The 18,501-nt window shown below is 69.3% G+C and carries 19 protein-coding genes; 8 read left to right on the top strand and 11 right to left on the bottom strand.

The window, feature by feature from the left end; genetic code table 11:
- The first annotated feature begins 112 nt into the window (after positions 1–112).
- Positions 113–577, top strand: coding sequence for a hypothetical protein (locus tag ACODT5_RS00940; protein WP_422517216.1), 465 nt, complete (start codon positions 113–115; stop codon positions 575–577).
- Between the two features lie 139 nt (positions 578–716).
- Here the strand turns inward: ACODT5_RS00940 and ACODT5_RS00935 are convergent, their stop codons facing one another.
- The 4 genes from ACODT5_RS00935 to ACODT5_RS00920 all read right to left on the bottom strand — a co-directional run bounded on the left by ACODT5_RS00935 (position 717) and on the right by ACODT5_RS00920 (position 5,503).
- Positions 717–1,994 (bottom strand): hypothetical protein, encoded by a 1,278-nt coding sequence (locus tag ACODT5_RS00935; RefSeq protein ID WP_422517215.1) that lies wholly within the window; start codon positions 1,992–1,994, stop codon positions 717–719.
- Positions 1,995–2,581: 587 nt separating this feature from the next.
- On the bottom strand, positions 2,582–3,157 hold the full coding sequence (locus ACODT5_RS00930; protein ID WP_422517214.1) for a hypothetical protein: 576 nt from the start codon (positions 3,155–3,157) through the stop codon (positions 2,582–2,584).
- Positions 3,158–3,260: 103 nt separating this feature from the next.
- The gene (locus ACODT5_RS00925) at positions 3,261–4,064 is read right to left on the bottom strand and encodes a hypothetical protein (protein WP_422517213.1); all 804 of its coding nucleotides are present in this window, start codon (positions 4,062–4,064) and stop codon (positions 3,261–3,263) included.
- A 221-nt stretch (positions 4,065–4,285) separates the two neighbouring features.
- Positions 4,286–5,503 carry a hypothetical protein gene (locus tag ACODT5_RS00920; RefSeq protein WP_422517212.1) on the bottom strand — a complete coding sequence of 406 codons (1,218 nt, stop codon included), beginning with the start codon at positions 5,501–5,503 and terminating at the stop codon, positions 4,286–4,288.
- Between the two features lie 315 nt (positions 5,504–5,818).
- Between ACODT5_RS00920 and ACODT5_RS00915 the strand changes: the two genes are divergently transcribed.
- Together ACODT5_RS00915 and ACODT5_RS00910 are read left to right on the top strand one after the other, a co-directional pair.
- Complete coding sequence (locus ACODT5_RS00915; RefSeq protein ID WP_422517211.1) at positions 5,819–6,952, top strand: AfsR/SARP family transcriptional regulator; 1,134 nt, start codon at positions 5,819–5,821, stop codon at positions 6,950–6,952.
- A gap of 226 nt (positions 6,953–7,178) precedes the next feature.
- Complete coding sequence (locus ACODT5_RS00910) at positions 7,179–7,418, top strand: hypothetical protein (RefSeq protein ID WP_422517210.1); 240 nt, start codon at positions 7,179–7,181, stop codon at positions 7,416–7,418.
- Between the two features lie 166 nt (positions 7,419–7,584).
- Here ACODT5_RS00910 and ACODT5_RS00905 read toward each other — a convergent pair whose 3' ends face one another.
- The 4 genes from ACODT5_RS00905 to ACODT5_RS00890 all read right to left on the bottom strand — a co-directional run bounded on the left by ACODT5_RS00905 (position 7,585) and on the right by ACODT5_RS00890 (position 9,802).
- On the bottom strand, positions 7,585–7,950 hold the full coding sequence (locus ACODT5_RS00905; RefSeq protein ID WP_422517209.1) for a hypothetical protein: 366 nt from the start codon (positions 7,948–7,950) through the stop codon (positions 7,585–7,587).
- Positions 7,947–8,210 carry a hypothetical protein gene (locus tag ACODT5_RS00900; protein WP_422517208.1) on the bottom strand — a complete coding sequence of 88 codons (264 nt, stop codon included), beginning with the start codon at positions 8,208–8,210 and terminating at the stop codon, positions 7,947–7,949. The genes ACODT5_RS00905 and ACODT5_RS00900 overlap by 4 nt, the downstream gene beginning before the upstream one ends.
- Positions 8,211–8,294: 84 nt before the next feature.
- Entirely contained in the window at positions 8,295–8,786 is a 492-nt protein-coding gene (locus ACODT5_RS00895) for a hypothetical protein (protein WP_422517207.1), read from the bottom strand.
- Positions 8,786–9,802, bottom strand: a complete 1,017-nt coding sequence (locus ACODT5_RS00890; protein WP_422517206.1) for a serine/threonine-protein kinase — start codon at positions 9,800–9,802, stop codon at positions 8,786–8,788. The genes ACODT5_RS00895 and ACODT5_RS00890 overlap by 1 nt, the downstream gene beginning before the upstream one ends.
- Before the next feature lie 241 nt (positions 9,803–10,043).
- Between ACODT5_RS00890 and ACODT5_RS00885 the strand changes: the two genes are divergently transcribed.
- The 5 genes from ACODT5_RS00885 (at position 10,044) to ACODT5_RS00865 (ending at position 16,459) form a co-directional block, all read left to right on the top strand.
- Positions 10,044–10,589 (top strand): DUF6233 domain-containing protein, encoded by a 546-nt coding sequence (locus ACODT5_RS00885; RefSeq protein WP_422517205.1) that lies wholly within the window; start codon positions 10,044–10,046, stop codon positions 10,587–10,589.
- A gap of 150 nt (positions 10,590–10,739) precedes the next feature.
- Entirely contained in the window at positions 10,740–11,189 is a 450-nt protein-coding gene (locus ACODT5_RS00880) for a hypothetical protein (protein ID WP_422517204.1), read from the top strand.
- A 276-nt stretch (positions 11,190–11,465) separates the two neighbouring features.
- Positions 11,466–11,972, top strand: a complete 507-nt coding sequence (locus ACODT5_RS00875) for a hypothetical protein (RefSeq protein WP_422517203.1) — start codon at positions 11,466–11,468, stop codon at positions 11,970–11,972.
- A gap of 27 nt (positions 11,973–11,999) precedes the next feature.
- The gene (locus ACODT5_RS00870) at positions 12,000–12,806 is read left to right on the top strand and encodes a Hachiman antiphage defense system protein HamA (protein WP_422517202.1); all 807 of its coding nucleotides are present in this window, start codon (positions 12,000–12,002) and stop codon (positions 12,804–12,806) included.
- Positions 12,803–16,459 carry a DEAD/DEAH box helicase gene (locus tag ACODT5_RS00865; RefSeq protein WP_422517201.1) on the top strand — a complete coding sequence of 1,219 codons (3,657 nt, stop codon included), beginning with the start codon at positions 12,803–12,805 and terminating at the stop codon, positions 16,457–16,459. Before ACODT5_RS00870 ends, ACODT5_RS00865 begins: the two co-directional genes overlap by 4 nt.
- Positions 16,460–16,514: 55 nt before the next feature.
- On the opposite strand, the gene ACODT5_RS00860 is transcribed toward ACODT5_RS00865, so the two are convergent.
- The 3 genes from ACODT5_RS00860 to ACODT5_RS00850 form a co-directional block, all read right to left on the bottom strand.
- On the bottom strand, positions 16,515–17,165 hold the full coding sequence (locus tag ACODT5_RS00860) for a DUF3223 domain-containing protein (protein WP_422517200.1): 651 nt from the start codon (positions 17,163–17,165) through the stop codon (positions 16,515–16,517).
- Positions 17,166–17,262: 97 nt separating this feature from the next.
- A complete protein-coding gene (locus ACODT5_RS00855; protein ID WP_422517199.1) occupies positions 17,263–17,667 on the bottom strand; it encodes a hypothetical protein in 405 nt (134 codons plus the stop codon).
- A gap of 166 nt (positions 17,668–17,833) precedes the next feature.
- Positions 17,834–18,136, bottom strand: coding sequence for a zinc finger domain-containing protein (locus ACODT5_RS00850; RefSeq protein ID WP_422517198.1), 303 nt, complete (start codon positions 18,134–18,136; stop codon positions 17,834–17,836).
- Positions 18,137–18,501: the final 365 nt, after the last annotated feature.

The following is an 18,501-nucleotide window of genomic DNA, read 5'->3' as shown; positions in this document are numbered from 1 at the left end:
AACTGGAGCGGGGCGCCCGAGCCGACGTGAGCGGCGCGGTACTGCGTGAGAGCCGTCGGTCGATCCCGGCATCTGGCCCCGCCCTGCCAGATGCTGTGCCAGGACCGGCGACATGGTGATCCTCGGGGTACGAATCGAGTTCTACGACAAGGTCGGCGACATGGGGGAGCGGTCCCAGAACATGCTGGGCGCGATCTTCCGCGATCATGCGTTCAGAGCCGCAGACGTCCCCGCTGTGGGCGAGCTGTTCGCACTGTCCGCTCTGCGTGTCGGCCCTCGCGAACATCACGTCGGCGTCGACTTCACCGGACACGGCCCGTTCCTACCCGTGCGCCTTGTTGAGCACTACCCGACGCCCATCGACGATGAAGGGAACACGCCGCCATGGTGGGACAGGCCTGCAGAACCGTCGGCAAACGTCGTACTCCACACCACCATGACGAACGACCCGTTCCTGCGACGCAAAATGATGGAGCGCTTCGCTGCTCCGTACTCGGGCTGGGCCGGCCTGTTCTCCGCGGATGCAGAGTTGGGCCAGCTGTGGCGGGAGCTGTGCACCTCATTCGGAAACCGCTAGGGGGTCCGGCGGCCGGCTCGATTTAGCCGCAGGGCTGACCTTTCGTGCGGCCGGCCGGGTGCTCGGCGGCATCAGCCTCCTCGTCCTGCCAGCTGGACCCGGGCGCGCCTTCCGCCCCCCCGTCAGGGACTCTTCCCCGCTACAGCAGCCCGCCGAGGGTGAAGACCCGCTCGGCGAGCCGTCCGCGCAGCCGGCCCTGGCCGGTGCCAGCTGCGGTGAGCCACTCGGCGTCGACCAGCAGTGCGGCGTGCTCGCCGACTTCCCCGGGTGCCACACCACAGAACGCGGCCGCCTCCTCCAGAGAGAGTCCGTCCGCACCAGGTTGTCCGAGGAGGCCATCGGGTTGCGTGTGGGCGGCGGTATAGACGGCGAGGAGCCGGGTGGCGGCTCCCAGCTTCTTCTTGCGAAGCTTCCGGTCACCGACGACCTTCTGGGCCCATCCGGAAATCCTGCCGCGGGCGTCCTTGCCGAAGGAGAACGGCCGGTCGCTTTCCGGCTGCAGGCTGGGAACGGTGAACGCGGTGAAGTCCTCAGGCCGTGAGGCCAATGCCTCGGCAACCGTCCCGGGCAGGCACAGCCAGCCAGCGCCGACCAGGTGCTCCAGTGCCTGGTCAGCGCCGTGGGTGAGCCAGCCGGTGATGTCCTGGCCGGTGATGTTCCCGGTGCCGTCCCGGGCCGCGCGCAGGGTGAGCAGGAGGACTAGGAGGTGCACGTCCGGCTCGGGGCGCGGGGCGTGGGTCTGGACGTACTCAAGGACAGTGCGTGCGTGCACGGAGTGGTTGCGGGTCAACAGCCGCTCCACCACCGGTCCATCCGCGTCGCCGACGGGGAGTCCAAGGCGGTTGGCGTGCATGTCCCGGGTGGCCTGCGCGGCGCCCGCTGCGCGCTTGGCCTCGTGTCGCAGCGAGGCGTCGCCAGTGGCGTCGGCCCACGACGAGAACGCGCGCGCCTTGCGGTCGTGGAGTTCGGCGAGGAGAGCGAGGTCGGGCACGGGGTTGCTCTGGTAGGCCCGGAACGCGTCGCCGAGCTCGATGAGCTCCACGCGCAGAACGTCGGGCTGCAGGTCGTACGGCACGATGCGCTGGGCGACCTTTCCCCATCGCTTGGCCCGCCGCGGCGTCTTGGACGCGGCGGCGGTGCGGGCGCCGGGTACCGAAGCTCGTTCGGCGCCCACGAGCGCCCCGCCGGCCTTGAGAGAGGCGGGGGAGCCAGCGTGGTCGGAGAACACTGCCGCGGCATCCACCGGTGCCGCGGCCGCTGGCTGCTTGGGCGCTTCAGCGGAGGTTTCGGTGCTGCCCGAGGCGGGGCGGAGCGGTGGCGGGGCGGTGTCGAGGACGCGGCAGTCGGGAGTGGCGGCCGCGCAGCGCGCGCACATCTCCGCGATCCGCCACAGCCGCCCGGCACGGTCCGCGGTCACCGCCAGGACCGTCGGGCCCCCGCAGCGCCCCGGTCCCGTCGGTGGCCGGACAGCTTCAGCTCGTCGGCGGGGGAGGGTGGCTGGGTCGGGGGTGTGCCATGAACAGTCGGCTGTGCGGCAGGCGCAGCAGGCGTTGGATCGTGGGCCGCCAGCGGTGCGGATCTGGGCGAGGTGGGTGTTGAGGTGTCCGACCGCGGCCTTTCGGCCTTCGGCGGTGCTGGGAAGTCGCTGTTCGGAGCAGGCCGGGCGGGAGCAGGTGAGCCGGACGGTGCCGGCGGAGGGTCGTCCGTGGGGGTCCAGGCGCACCACCCAAACCCGCCCCGTGACCTGGTCCTCCTGCGTACCGGCCTCCACCGCCATGCGCGTACTCCCACGTTGCTCGCTGCCTGTTCCGGGCTGCCCCATCATCGGGGATGTCCGGCGGTCAACACCGGAAGAAGACCGAGGTTTCACCCCGCGCGTCCCACGAGCACGGCGGCAGTGCACGCGAGGAGTCCGCCCAACCACCGAGTGGGCGGACGACCGACCGGCACCGTCGGCACTTCTCCAGGGCGGGCCGGTCAAAGCATGTGGCTGTTAGCCAAGTGTCACGCGGCTTGACTGAAGCGGATGGCGCGAAGGTATGCGTCAAGGCGGGCCGCCAGACGGGCATCGTGTTCCGCATCGCTGTCGGCCGGGACATCCGAGAGCCACCCGCTAACGGCATCAGCGTCCTCGCCCCCGTAGCACTCCTCCACAATCTCTGCGAACGAAGCGTCGGGGTGTTCCAACAGGGTCAGGACGGCGTTCACCACCAGATTGTCGATGTCGTCCGCGTGCTGCTGTCGGACGGTCTGGGCGGAATCGTCGACGGCGGCGTTCACCGCAGTGGACACCTGATCGCGGCTGTAGCGCATGCCCTCGTATACGTCGGAGGTGTCCTCGACGTTCTCACCCCGGCCGGCGGCGGCCTGCGCGGCCACAATCTCGACGTGGCGGGCGCAGACGTCCGCCCATGCCGCGCCGGGGCTGTCGAGATACGTCAACGCGGCGGCGGTCACCCAGGTGAAGCGCTCGGCGGTGTCGCTACGGCCCGACTCCTCAGCGGTCAGCGCGATTCCGGATCCGAGGGCGGCGACGACATCGAGGTGGGTGAATGCGTTCGTAATGACTTTGGTGCTCACTGCGATCCTTCTTGGTTCGGCTACTGCGATGTGATTCAGCAGCACGAGGGGGCTCACAACGGTCTCGCCAGTCGGTGACGGAGCCGGTGTCTCGTGTTCGTGTTCAGGCGATGGTGGACAGCGCGGACAGCATGAGGTCGATTCCGGCACCGCAGATGCCAGCCGTGACGGGCGTCAGCGGTGAGGCGGGACTGTTCACTGTGCGGGGCATCACCCAGCCCTGGAGCGGCCCGCCGTCTGTGTCCGCGAAACGGACTAGGCCGTCCTGGTCGGCCTCGACGGCATGGGGGAAGGAGGCGAGGAGGCGGCGTGCCACACCTCCGCAGCCGTGCGGCGGGCGGCTCCGTACACAGCCCGGGCCAGGGTGCGGTGGGAGGAACGGGACGATGACCCGCTCCAGAGCCGCCAGGTTGCCTCTGAAGCTCAACGTGCCGGTGGCGGACAGGGCGTGCAGGGTGACTGTCGTGGTGGTGTCGCAGTGCTGCCAGGACAGGCCGGTGATATCGCCGGGCCGGTTGAACTCCCGTGCAGCGATGTCGCGGGCGCGGAGGAGAGCCTTGATCTCGGAGAGGTGCTGGCGACGGACTTGGCGTTGCCGAAGACCGGGCCGGCTGTTGATGTGGTGGTCGATTCGCGGCAAAAGGGAACGCATGGCCGCACTGGCCACCGCTGTGGGGGCAGTGCCCTCGATCGTGAGCGAGGTGACGGAGTCGGGCTCCGGAACTGTCAGGGTCGTGTGACCGCTGTCAGTCAGGAGGACGAAGCTACGCTGGCCGTTGCTCAGGCGCGTAGCTGGGTACCCCTTGAATGCAGCCGGGCTGACGGTCCATTCAGCGTGGTGGCGCTTGGGGAGCAGCGCGGCGACGTCGGAGCCGAGCATTGTGAGGCCGGCCGAGGTGGTCTGCATGGTCTTCCTTGGTGCAGGAGAGCACGGAGCGTGGGGCGCGCCGTATGGGGCCGCGTAGGTCGGGGCCGCCGGGGATCTCTTGGCGAACATGCCGGCTGGGCCGGTCCGATCTCGGCGGAGTGTCCTTGGCTTCACCGGGGCGCACGACGGCGCTCTCACACGGCTGATGTGGGTTGGTGGGGCTGTACAGGGTGCCGCGCCGGGGCGCGGCACCCTTGTCGCTACGCGGACAGCGAGGCGAAGGCCGCATCGGCTTCGAGGGCGGCGTTCATGCGTGCCTGCGCGGCTGCCTCCCGCTGGCGCAGTGCGACCACCGCTTCGACTGGAGCCTGGCGTAGCTGGTCGACACGGCTTTTCCCAGCGGCCAGCCGCAGTGCTTCCACTGAGACGTGGTCCCGGTAAGCGATGGCCAGGGCCCGGATGACCGCACTGATCCGTGCGGAGGAGGCGGCCGTCAGGGGCCGGTTCAAGGAGACGTCCGCCCTCTGAATGCCGGGGATGATCTCGGGCAGGGCCGGGGTGAGTTGCTGAAGATCGGCGCAGTTCCAGGAGCCGCTCACCCGAGCTCCGTTGACTGTCGGCTCGTCTTCCCGCCCGATCCCGTCGAGTCGGCGAGTGGTCCCGAGCAGTACGGTCACGCCGCCGGGAAGTGCGTCGGGGCTGAACCGGTCGGGGCCGACCGTGAAGGCGCCGCGCACCGTGGCACCGTGCGTCACGGTGTACGTGATTGTTCCGTCGTGCGGATTGAGCTGGGGGCGGGCGGAGAGTATCCGTGTCTCGCCGGTGGCGGGGTCGTGGAAATCGATGCGAACCGTGTCCGGCATCGTGGGGAGCTGGGGGGCGGGTGCCTGGGCGATTGCCTCCAGCCGCTGGAGCTGGCTCCAGTGGGGCGCGATCTGGGCGCGGATGTCGGCCAGTTCACGTTCCACCGCTTCTCGATATGCCCTGGCCGGAATGTCGGGCTGCTGCTGGGCGTGGCGTGCGGCAGCCCGAATGAGGCCGTCCCGGTTCGGTCGGGTAGCCCAGTGGGCGACGATGGCTCGTACGACTTCTGTCAGATGGTGGCGCGTGGCGAACGGTAGGACGTCCACCGTTCCGTCCGACCGGACCCACTGGCCACGCACGTTGAGCTGACGGTTCGGGGTAGAGGCGTCGACCGAGAGCGGCCCGCATTCACCGCGTACACGGGTGCGGCGAATCCTGGGCTCGTTCATCCGAGCGTTCTGTGGTCCGCCAACGGGATGGTCGCCGTACTCGATCCGGACGTGACTGCTGTCGGAGCCCGGCACCGTCTCGGGAATGACGATGAAGTTGCCCCGGACCCCATGGCCGTTGAGGTGGTAGCGGGCCCGGCCGGTGAATCGGTCGAACGTGCTGCTGGCCGGAACCGGGTTGTCGCCGATGTGGAGCTGGATCTCGGTGGGGGAGTGGAACGGCAAGGGGTTCTCCTGGATTGGCGTTGGCCCTTGGGGTGGAGCACGAGACCGGTGTGGGGCCCTGTGTGCCACCCACCCGGGTTGCTCTAATTCTACTTAATGCATGCCAATTAAGCAATGCCACTCGGTGTCTCGCATGGCGGCACCCCGAGGCCCTTGCTGCTGTCAACGGGCTGGCATCCCGCCGCGTCAGCGCTATGCGCCTCACGATGTGATCACGGCTCGGTAAAGCCCGGAGATCGGCCAGCGGGACACGGGCGTGCGCACCTTGATGGATGCATGAGCACCCGTCCGGGCCGCTCCGATCATGGAGGCAGAATGACCACGGCGCCCACACGTACTCACGCCGGCCTGTTCGCCGAAGGCCGCCCTGCGGCAGTAGGCGCCGCACACCGTGCCAGGTCCGCCGTAGAAGGGCTGCTCGAGCAGGCCGAACATCTCGACATCAACAGCCCGATTGCCACCCTCGCACGCTGGCGCGCCGCCGCACTGATCGTTATCCGGACGCTCTGCCCGCCCGATCACATCGCATGGCAGATGCTGCGCCCGGCAACACCCTGGTCTCTGTCCGCCACGGCCGAGGGGACCGATCGGGAGCAGGTCTTTGCCGAGGGGTGGTCAATCACACTCGGCGTACTACAAGGCCTGCTCCCCTCGCTGATGGGGTCAGAGCCCAACCGGCGGGCTCTGGATTGTCGGTCCGTCCAACAGGACGAAATGGATGCTTGGGCGTCAACCTCCCGTTCCGGGCCGTCGCCCGGGATCGAGCTCGTCGTGCTGGGAACTCCACAAGTCCGCGGTGCTCAAGGCCCCTGCGAATCCCGGCGCATCTCCCGGCTTACCGAGTCCGCCATGTGGCTGCACCTCAACCCGGGGAGCGACCGCCACGCTCTGGATGGGGCACTGTGGCCCGGCCGGAGGATCCGCGCCGACAGCCGCAACACCGCCATGAGCCGCCTGCGGGCCTGGCTCGGACCCGCTCACTTCCCCAAGTGGACCGTGGAGAGCCAGTACATTCTTGCCTCCTCGGTGACCAGCGACTGGCAGCAATTCCAGGAACTCGCTGCTCGCGGCCAGGATGACGCGTCACCAGGCGGTATCCGCGATCTGCGAGCTGCCTTGGATCTTGTTGACGGCCAGCCTTTCGCTGGCGTCATCAGCCAGGGTTGGTACGAGTGGGCAGAGCCGTATGTCCAGGAGATGACCCGGGCAATCGCGCACGTTGCCCAGCAGTTGGCACACCAGTACCTGGAGCTCGGTGACCTTCCGGCAGCCCGGTGGTCGGTCCAGAGCGGCTATCTGGCGCTGCCAAAGGGGCTGCAGCGTTTCGAAGCCGCAGCCGATGCCATCGGAGCACGGTACTCGGATCCCGACGGCCTCCGGTATCTGGCCGGACAGCTGATCCGCAGACCATTCCCGGAGGAGGATTCTGTTCAGCCTTTCGCGAGTTGAGCGTGCTCGGCGGGTCCGGTGCGGGATACAGGACATGGAGGGCCGGCCAGCCCCGGTGCAGTCGGTCGGGGCTTATGTGCGTCTGGCCCGGAATGAAGCCATCCATCTCATGAGATGGCACACCGCGGAAGGGACGTGCCCGGACCTGGCCCCACATCGTTGGCAGCGCTGGATGACACACTGACCGCGGATCCGCCGGACGCGGACGCCACAACGAGGGGGATCAATGGACCGCAACGAAACGCCGGACAGACAGACCACAGAGGCTGCAACGGGGACCGCTGCACTGGACGAGACGCTCTTCCTGCCCGGCCGGATAGACATTCCTACGGGCATGACCAAGGGCAGTGGCACGAAGTGGCCCACGACGTCCGCTGCGCGGATGGCGCTGATTCCCCAGTTCATGGAGCCCCTGGGGCTCCATCACACTGACGACGACGGCGATGAGGCCGCCGGCGAGCACTGAAGGCCGCCTCCGCCGCGAGGAGATGGCCGGGCCGTATGCCTCTGGTCAGGGGGAACATGCAGATGGCAGAGGCTGGGCCAAGGACTCCTCGTCGCGGACGGGCTGCATGGTCCACGCGCACGACCCACCGGGCGCTTCTCTCCGGTACAGGCGCACGAGCAGGAGGTCAGCTCGTCCAGGTTTTGAGCCGAGTGGCTACTTCCCGCACTGGCAGCCCGTCCCTGGCTTCGCGGGCCAGGGGCAGAACGGTGTCCAGGCCGGCCGCGACCGGGAGGCCGCAAGCCGAGAGGTAGGCCGCGGTGACCGTGGCGGCGAACAGCAGGTTGCGCATTTCCAGGCTGGGGTTCCTGGCCAGTTCGCACAGCAGCGCCGCGGCCTTGTGATGGGGCTCGGGGTAGACCTCCTGGTCCAGGACCTCGGCACGGTGGCGTGCCTCCGCGGCCACGGGCACCCCGTAATCGACCACCAGCGGGTCGCCTGGAATCTGCTGGGCCACTGCCAGGATCCAGGCGAGGTCGATCTTCAGGTTCACGCGGCGTCCCTCGGCGCGGTCTGCGGCAGCCCGTCCGGGAGGCCGGGATACCGGTCCTCACCGAGCTCCGAATCGAATTCGCCGGCGTAGGCGGCCAGGAACGCTGAGGCGCCGCCCATGAAGGCCGCGCGGGACTGGTTCACGTCCTGCTCGATCAAATCCGCCACGTATCGCTGCAGGCTCAAGCCACGCCCTTGGGCCCGGGCCTCCGCGGCCGCCTTGGTGCTCTCGTCCAACCTGATGTTCGTTTGCTTCGCCATCCCATCACGATAGCTAGCAGGCGGTACCGGCCGCTAGCAGACCGCCGGATCGCCGCGCCTCTCTGTCGCCGGTGTGCTGCCAGCTCACTGCTGGGGCGGTCCCGGCCTGGGTGCGGGAAGTAGCGCCGCGACGGCCATGCTGCTCGCGATCCAGACGCCGATTCCCGCTGCGAAAATCCCCATGCCCGAGATCTGGGACCCAATGGCGAGAAGGGCGCAGGACAGGGACCCGCTGAGCAGACCGGCTGTAGAGGCCAGTTCCGCCACCCGTCTGCCGCGGCGCACTACCTGCTGGACCAAGTCCTCTATGACCGCTGCAGCCGTCGCCAGCGCCGGACCGGTTCCCATGCCCACGAGAATCGCCACCCACCACGGCACCGCACTCCAGCCCAGGAGCACCACCATGATCACCGAAGCGATCATCAACGCCGCGAACACCCCGACCACGCTCTCGCCGCTACCCGACCCGTGGGCCTCCTCATGCCGCGCCTCCAGCCAGGAGCCCACCGCAACGTAGCCGCCGGCCAGCAGCCCGACCAGGACGCTCATCACCGCCGAGAGGCCGGTGAACGTCATCAGTGCCCGGCGACCAACGCGGCCGATAAAGCCCCAGCCCTCCAGGACGGTGGCCGTGAGCCCCTCTCGGGGCTGCGCCCAGAGGCGGCAGCAATCGTCGCGACCGCTGTCGGGGCGGGAGCGGTCCGGGACCGGGTGTCAGTTCCAGCCGCGACGGCAAGGGCGACGACCGACTCGGCGACCCGCAGGGAGGTTACCGAAAGGGCCTGAAGTCGGCGGGCGACGTCCTCCGCGTTCGCGGGCCGGCGCCGGGGGTCCTTGCTCAGCAGTTGTGCCACGAGGAGCTCGAGGTCAGCGGGGACCTCGGGCCTCAGTGAGCGGACCGGCACGGGTGCTTGATGAAGGTGCTGGAGCAACACCGGCCATCCATCACCGGTGAACGGCGGAATGCCGGTCAGCAGCTCGAACAACAGGCACCCCAGCGAGTACAGGTCGCTGCGAGTGCCGAGCTCAGCGTCCCCGCGGGCCTGCTCAGGAGACATGTACGACGGGGTCCCAATCACTGCCACGGTCCCGGTCAGAGCATGGCCGACCGCATCGGCACGCCGGGCGAGCCCGAAGTCGCAGACCTTCACCCGGCCGCCGGCGGAAAGCAGGACGTTCGCGGGCTTGATGTCACGGTGTACCAGTCCCGCGGAGTGGGCGGCCTGCAGGCCGCGGGATATCTGCTCCCCCCAGGCCACGACATCACCAACCGCCGGCAGTCCGCTGGCCACGACCTGCCCGAGAGACGGCCCCTCGACCAGCTCCATCACCAGATAGACGACCACGGACCCGTCCACCACGGCCTCGCCCACGTCGTGCACGGTGACGACGTGCGGATCGCACAGCGCGGCCGCAGCCCGAGCCTCACCCTCCAGCCGCAGTGCCAGGACGTCGTCCTCGGGACGGCTGAGGACCTTCACCGCTACCTGGCGCCCGAGCCGCTCGTCGACCGCGCGCCACACCTCGCCCATCCCGCCGGCTCCCAGACGGCCGACCAACCGGTACCGGTCCGCGAGAGTGATGCCGTGCACGAACTCCTCCTTCCGGCCGCCCCTCAGGTCGGTCCGTGCCGCACGGGGCCGTGTGCCCGGTGTCGGGGCGCAGCCTACGTACACGGCTCAAGTACGCCTCAGCGGAAGGTGGGTTCGGGGTTGCAGTCCGGCCGGACTGCAACCTGATGGGCACCCCGACGCGGATCAAGGTCAGTCGTCTGCAGCGCGGGCATCGGAGACTCGACATGACCTTTGAGTCGAACATTTATACGATAAGGGTATGAAGAACGCCCCTTCGCATGACCCGCCGCCCGTCCGGGTGGTGCTGCCGGACGGCCAGGCCTTGATCGGGGGGTTGCTGGGGTGGTCGAGGTCGCCCGCGGGTGGGTGGTTGGGCAAGGTGACGATCACGGTGTGGCAGGAGGCGGCCAGCGGCTGCGTTGAAGCGGCGCAGCAGCAGGTCACCCTCCCGGCCGCCTACGTACGGCCCGTAAGCGGCGTCTCCTACCACGCGGTCAGAACCGGGGGAGCCGCAGCAGCAGGCATACCCGGACCGGACCGGCCAGCGACTGCCGCACCGGCGTGGCCGCCCCCTGGGGACCGCTGGGTCGTGTGCCCGAAGGGCATGATTCCCGACGCCCGGCTGGTCCACCACGCGGACTGCTGGCTCCCAGCCGGGGGCGAGACCGTCCTGACCGGCGACCAGGCGCGGCGGGTACTCGTCCAGCCGGGCGTGAGCGCCTGCGACATATGCGGGGTGGACCGCCTTCGGTCCGGCGAACGGTCCCGTTCTCGGGCGCGTCAGTCCCACAGCGGTGGGGTGTAAGGGCGGGCGATTCTTACTCTCCGGAGCCGTCTCCGTCAGGTTGGTGGTCCGACCCAGGAGAGGACGTACCCCTGCCAAGTCGAAGCCTTCCGAGCAACGGCCCGGCTTGGTGACTACCGAACGAGGGAAGCATCCGGCCGGAGGTGCTCGATGGAGTACGACCTGGTCGCGGTATGCGATTTCTGTCTGCAGTCCATTCCTGACGGGGCGGGCATGGTCGAGGTCGACGTCGCGGCTGCCGAGCGTGCCCTGTCACGCTGGCGCGCGCGGGCCGGCGCGGACGCGAGCGCGGTGTTCCGCACCACCCCGGGGGCACGGCCGGTGGCCTGGGTGACTCGGCATACGGCCTGCGGAAAGGGCCCTCGCTTCGCATGCACGATTGCGGTACATCGCCTTCGCGCGTGGACTGATCTGTTGCGGTGGGGAGTCCATCTCGCAGACAAGGCATTTGCTCAGGCCACGGACTGGCATGACTTGGTGGAGCGGGCGCTGGATCCCAGGAAGGCGGCGGTCAGCGGCGTCCTGCCGAGCCGGCCCCGGCCTCTGGCCGGCGGGCCGATCGGCGACCCTCGACTACGGGGACTAACAGACGAGGAGTAGTCGCCTGGCTGGACCGGGACTAGGCCAGGCCCCCGGCCAGTCCCCGTGCGGCAGCGAGCGACAGCTATTGGAAGGGGAGACGGGCCCGGTCGGGTCGCACAGTCAGAATGAACGGGGCACGCCGGTCGGTACGGTGCCGTAGGGTGCATCGACGGCGGCCCAGGGGCGAGCGGCCGATCGGGCTCAGGGGGAGATGTGGCGTTCAGTTCGCGGATTCGAGTCTCCCGCGATGCCCGCGGTGAACCGGACTACACCGCGCCTGCCGGTGGGATCGCGATGGGCACCGCATGGATCGCCTTCAGCGCGGCCGCATACTTCGCGCTGGAGTCCAGGCTCTGGCGCGACCACCGGACGACGGCGTACGCAGTCATCGCCGTCGTCACGGCCGTCGCGACGTACGCCGTGTTCTTCGCCGCGAGGACGGTGTTCCGGCGCTTCGGTGCGCACTGGTGGCACATCGCTCTCGCCACCGCGGTGCTGTGCTGCGCAGGCGCGGCGGCGCCGGAAGCCGCCGCCTACATCTTCCCCGACCAGATGGCCCGGTATCACCGGGAACTCGGCGGCCCAGGGCACTGCCTGCACGCCACCCCGTACGCGAGCGAACGCGAGTTCCCGAAGGCATCACAGATCACCTATGACGACGGGCTGGAGCGGATGACCGTCACGCCGATCGACAGGGCGCACCAACCGCTGGTCCTCGAACACGCTGTCCGAGGTGGGCTTCACCGGCTGACCCCGGCCGATGCGACGTCCACCCAGATACTGGGATCCTACGGCTGCTGAGGCCCTGCATCAGAGGACAGAGGGCGCGTGTTCGACAAGTGGCTCAAGCCGCAGGACGTGGACCAGCCCGAAGGGCTGCTGGAGTACCAGCTGCTCGCTGACGGTGGGCTGCTCGACGATGACGAGCTCATCGGACAGCTTGGCCACGAGGTGATGCGTAATTACCTGGCCCCCGGCGAGCTCGCCAACGTTTTCGACGACCTGGGTGCGCCAGAGGTCGCGGGCTACCTGCGGGTGAACAAGTTCCCCGTGGACCGCAAGATTCGGCACGGGGACTTCGGGGAGATCGTCACCGGCGCGCTCTACCGGAAGGTGCGCCGTTGGTGCGTCCCTGTCCTGAAGCTGCGCTACAAGCAGACTCCGGCGCAGGCCGTGCAGGGCACGGACGTGCTGGCGTTCCGTTTCCGGCAGGACCCCCCGGCGATCGCGGTGCCGGAGGTGAAGACCCGCGCCTCCCGGGACAACAGGGTGGGGGAAGAGGCGTACGACAGTCTGGAGAAGGTGCTGGGCCGGCTGGACGAGAGCATCACCTTCCTCATGGCGCGCTGCAACGAGCGCGGGCAGGTGTTCCTCGCGCGCCGGCTCGGCGCGCTGCTGCGTGAGCCGGGACGGCGCCAGGTGGAGCGGCACATGCTCTTCGTCCACGACGCCAAGACGTGGAAAGAGGACATCGTGGCCGGGCTCGGCGCGAAGGTGACGCAGCGCACCGAGCTGACCGTCGTCAAGATCGAGGCTCTTCGCGAGTTCATCGGCCGGGTCTATGACGCTGCCGAGACCGCCCCCGGCAGCACCACCAGCAGCGGCAAGGGCAACGGAACGGCGGGAACAGCGTGAGGGACGACGGCGGGGCCGTGCGGCGCCTCGGCGAAGAGGCCCTGGCCACGGGCGAGGCGTCCGCGTCCCTGCGCAGCCAGCTGCGCTCCCACGTCCTGGCCAAGCAGATCAGCACCGAGGGAACGGCCGAGTACACCTACGACCCCGACGCGCTGCGCCGCGGCCTCTCGCTCGCCCGGCTTGGGCAGCTCGCCCGAAGCCCGCGGGAGCGCCGCGCGGAGCCGGGGCCGCTGCCGGACATCGCCCAGGCGTACGCAGACCTGGCCGCGCGGGCGGGTGAGCCGGAGGCTCGGATCGAGCTGCTGGCGATCTCGGCGACGATGTGGGGTCTGGCGGGCTACCAGGCCAACGCCACCGCCATCGCCCGCGACTTCCAGCGGGAGGTCGGGGAGCTGTTCGCCTACGGGGACATGCCCGATTCCGAAGGGCTGACCGCGGCCGCTCCGTACCGGATCGCCGCGGCCGCCGCCGCGGTCCTGCAGCGCGACATCGACGCGGTCGCCCAGCTCGGCGCCGCCGCCGTCAACGAACTGCCGCTACTCGGCCGTGAGCTCACCGCCGCCATCGCCGCGGGCCGGGCCGAGCAAGCTGACCTCGCAGTGTTGGCCGCCTACGGCCTCGTCGGCCGCTCGGCGCGCTCGCTGGCCGCGCTGTGGCGTACCGGTGACCGTACGGCCGGCCGGGCCGCGGTCACCGACCTGCAGCAGGCCGCGGGCATCCTGCTCCAGGCCTCCGTCGTGGACACCTGGACCCTGGTGGACTCCCTCGCCCACGCCGTCGAGGACATCGTCGCGACCTCCCCGTGGCTCCTGCTGCGCCGCGCCTCCAGCTGGTCCAGGACCTGGGAGCGCTACCTCAAGGCATTGATCGTCTCCGACCGCCCGCTCACCCAGGTGTGGCCCTCCCAGCGCACCGCCCTCGACGCCGGCCTGCTCGACGCCCGGGCCCACAACCTCACGGTCACCATGCCCACCTCCGCGGGCAAGACCCACATCGCCGAATGGGCCATCCTCCACGCCCTGACCGGCACCGATAAGGGCGACGACAGCCCCCTCGGAATGCTGCTGCGCTACATGGACCCGCCGCTGGCCGTCTACGTGGTGCCCACCCGCGCACTGGCCGCCCAGGTGGAACGGCACCTCGCCGCCAGCCTCGAACTCGTCGGCCTGCGCGTCTCCTCCCTCTTCGGCGGCTCCGAGCACGTCCGCTACGAGAATCACCTCCTGGACTTCACCGACGTCCTCGTCGTCACCACCGAGAAACTCGACCTGCTGCTGCGCAACACCCCCGAACTCGCGAGCCGGCTGCGGTTGGTCCTCGTCGACGAAGGACACTCCATCGACCGGTCCGCCCGCGGGCTGCGCCTGGAGATGGTCCTCACCCGAATCCGCCGGACCACCCCGCTCGCGCGGATCGTCCTGCTGTCGGCGGTCCTGCCCAACGGCGAAGACATCGCCCGCTGGCTGGAGCCCACCGCCGAAGGCAGCAACCACGCTGAGACCGACTGGTCGCCGTCCCAGCTCCGCACAGGGGTGTTCTCCTGGTGGGGCCAAGAGAAGGACGGGCAGAGCGGCGGTATCCAGTACGGCACCGCCCAGGGCGACGACTTCTTCGTGCCCCGGGTACTCACCCGCCGCCTCAACCGCACCCGGCTGTCCCCGCGCGACGCCAAGGACGTCGCGGCCGCACTCGCGCTGCACTTCGAACGCCTTGGCCCCGTACTGATCTCCACGACGCAGCCGGCGTACGCGCAGGCCACCGCGCACGCCCTGCAGAAGGCGCTGGGGAAGACCGGCAACGCCGTACTCGGCACGGACTCCTCGCCCTGGCACGGGCCCACACTGAGCGAGCAGCGCCTGGCACTCTCCGAGAGGATCGCCGAACACCTCGGCGAGGAACACGACCTCACCACGATGGTGATCCAGGGCATCGCCTACCACCACGGCACAGTCCCGCAAGCCGTCCGTCACCTGCTGGAGCGCGCCTACCGCGACGGCGCACTGCGGGTGCTCTGTGCCACCAGCACGCTCTCCCAGGGCATGAACCTGCCAGTCAAGACCGTGCTGGTACACAGCACCTGGCGCAGCAAAACACAGATCCCCGTCCGCGAATTCTGGAACGCCGCCGGCCGTGCCGGCCGCGCCTTCCAGGAGACCGAGGGCCACGTCGTCCTCATCGCGAAGAACGCCAAGGACGCCCGCGACCTGCGGCGCCGCTATCTCGACAAGGGCAACATCGAGCCGGTCCTGTCCACCATCGGTGCGCTCTACCATCGCCTCACGGTCGCGAGGCTGGGTGCCCGCCCCGCCCCGGGACAAAACCTCACCGATCTCGAACTCCCCACACCAGAGCTCGACCTCCCCGAATCAGAGCAGGAAGAGCTGACCGACTGGGCGCAGGCCCTGGACCTCCAGCTCCTGACGATGCTCGCCGAGGAGGTCATCGACACCCCCGACCAGCAGCTTCTGGAGGACGCCGCGCACGATCTGCTCTCGCACACCCTGGGCGGTCACCAGATCGGCGCCCAGGGCTGGTCCCTCAAGCCGCTCGTCGGGTTCACCGCCAGCCGTGTCGCAGCACTCGCCCGCCAGTTCCCCGACCCGGGCGCCCGTGCGGCCGTCCTGCGCACCGGGCTGAGCCTGAAAGGCGGCCTTGAAGCGGTTACCGCCGCCGAAGGACTCGCCCTCGCCCTCACCGTGTTCCCGGACTTGCTCGCCCCCGAGGGATGGCGGTCCCTGCGGGAGATCGTCCTGACCGCCGCCACCGGGATTCAGGAACTTCGCCGTAGCGCCACCGCCAAGGGCCGGCCGTTGGACGTCGTCGTCCAGCTCGCCACTGACTGGATCAACGGCGAGACGCTCCATGAGCTCCACACCGACTATCAGCTGGTCCTCAACGCCAAGGACATCACCGTCACCGCGTCGTACATCGACGAAGTGATCGTCCAGGACCTCGCCTGGGTCGTCTCCTCGATCCTCCAGATCCTGGAGACCCGCCACGGCATCACCGTCGAAGGCCCGCTCGCGGCCCTGCCGGCCATGCTCAAGTACGGCGTCGACACCGCGCCCGCCTGCTACGCCGCGAGCCTGGGCATCACCGAGCGCGGTGCCGCGATCGATCTGGCCGCACGCTGCCCCATTCCCGAACCGTCCTTCACCGACTTCACCGGCTGGCTCTGCGACCTGACCACTGACCAGATCACCGCCATCACCACCCCGAGCGTCGCGGCCCTGCTCATCCGCAGCGCCGAGCGGCGCAGCCCCCGCACCGTGCAAAAGACGATCCTCAGCGGCCGGGGAACGTTCACCACCCCCCTGCGCGGCGTCCAGCATGCCGACAACGTCTGGCTCCTCGCCAGCCTCCCGGCGGGAACCCTTCTCGACCTGGTACGAGACCTACACAACCCGGCGGACCCAAACGCCATCCGAGTCGAGTACCAAGGTCTTCGCCTCGGCTGGATCGCCATGGGCACCGCCAGGCCCCTCGCGCTGGCCCTCGACGACCAAAACGCCCCCACGGTCACAACCATCCTGCGTTCCGACGCCCAAGCGCTCGCCGACAGTGCCGGCATCGAGCAGTTGACTGCCCACGATCAGGTCGAGCTCACCATCACCCTCGGTCCCGCCCTGAGCGGATTCCATCACCAGGGGTAGGGGCCAGCTGAGGGGCCGGGACGATGCGATGCGGTCCTGACCCCGGTCCGGAAACCTACGCGTGGGGCCGGCGCAGGTTCTCCTTGGACGACAGCAGGCCGAGCACGGCGTGCTCACGGTGGTGAGCGTGCCAGCGCTCCGCCAGCTTGCGATCGGTGAACAAGGCCAGGCCGCGTGCGGTCTCCGAAGTAAGCTCGACGGCGTCCCAGCCACCAGCTTCGCCCGCGAACTGCACGGCGATGTCGTGGAACCGAGGGCCGCGGAAGTAGGAGACGTGCGTGTCGCTGGTGTCCAAGGGCTGTCCGGTCTCGTCGGAGACCAGGGTGTTGGCCTCGTTGCGGGACTCGAAGTAGCTGTTCACCTGGGGCTGGATCTCCGTGCGCATCGCGGCGAGGACGCGTTGCCTGTGCGTGGGCGCCTCCAGGCACTTCTGGTAGGAGAAGGCGACCTTGTCCCCGTTCACCAGAACTGCCTCGGGCCCCTTGTGATTGCCGCGCGGCGTGGCGATGACACGGAAGTAGTCGACGCCTGGACCGACCTTCTCCGTTGCGTCGGGGTGCATGTTGAGCAGGTCCCGCAGCAGCAGGTCGTCGTCCTCCTGGTCGACGACCTGCCCGTGGCCGTAGCGGGCCAGGATGTCCTGCACAGCCCCCTGGCGCGCCTTCTTCGTGGCGTACCTGCGCGGACCAATCCAGACCTCAGCCACTTCAACTCCTCTGCTCTGAGGGCCGACAGACGCCTCACGCTAGATCACCGGCCCATGCGGTGGGGCGGTCCCTCGGCTTCTGCCATCCCCACGAGGACTACTCCTCGTTGTTCAGGCGGGCGATGTCCGCCGCGTACGCGGCGGTGCGGAGCGTCGAGGTACCCGACACGAACAGGCCGGCGCCCCCGATAGCGAAGGGAAGAGAGAGCAGCAGGCCGGCGGTGATCGGGCCCCAGTCGCGCGCGCCGTCGCAGCTGTCTCCCTCGTCCACGCGGTAGGACTCGCGGAGATATCCGGTCTCGTGGAAGGCGCGGGACTTGCACTCGATAGCACCGCGGTGGCCGTCGACGCTGAAGGGGAACACGAGCAAGTACCCCAGCCACAGCCAGATGAGTACGGCCACGGCCAACAGGCCCCGTCCCCAGCCCTGTTCACGCAGGCCCCGCACCCGGAACTCCCTGTCGTACACCTGCGCCAATGAGTTCATAGGGGTGACGTTCATACGGGTGAACCTAACCCAAGCGACCCTTGACCTCGCCCTCTCGGCTTCGGGATGACCCACCAGGCCCTTGATCGAGGACTCCCGGCCGGCCCGGCCGCCTGACTCCCGCTGTCGCCCGCGGATCACGCTCGCGGAGGACGGCCCGGCGGGGTCTGGAACCTGGTGGTCACGGTGCTTCTGGAATGAGGCGGTCGTCCCACGCGAACACGCCGGTGCCCCTGGCCCAGCTGAGTCCGTGGACGCCGACCGGCCCCAGCACGCTCGGGACATCCGCCGCGGTCTGCCGGGGCTTGTGGAAGCGGGTCACGTACCAGACGCCCCGGATCGGGTTACGGCAGTACTGGCCCGCCGCAACGTGGCACTTCGGGCAGGGAACCGCGGCGCAGGCATCCCAGGCCTGCCGGAGAGCAGGTGTGACATCGGCCGGGTCGTGCCCGGTCGTCTTGGACGTGAGCGCGAAGTACTCCATCGCCTGATGATGGCAGTGGGATCAGTCTCCCGTCAGCCGGATGTGCCACCCTGCCGACGTCCCCCAACCCGTGCCCGGTCAGCCCTTGTCGGTGACGGGACTCGGGTGCCCGACTCCGTCCCGGAAGACGGCGCCGGCACCGCGGGCGTGCCGGGGGCCGGGTTGAGGCGGAGCCACGCCGTCAGGGCGGCCTGGAGCTCGGCGACCTCCCGATGGACGAGGGCCTCACCGCCGGCCCCGACATGGAGGCGTACTTCGTCGGCGGTGACTCGCCAGCCGATCGCCCGGTGCGTCGGCGAGGTGATGGCGGAGCCGCGGGCGAGCACGCGAAGCGCTCCGTCGATCCGGGACGGAGGAGGTGCCGG

Source organism: Streptomyces tatrensis (genome assembly GCF_049310065.1).
GTDB lineage: Bacteria > Actinomycetota > Actinomycetes > Streptomycetales > Streptomycetaceae > Streptomyces.
Note: the sequence above shows the minus strand (reverse complement) of the source record. Positions and strands in the feature narration are given on the sequence as shown.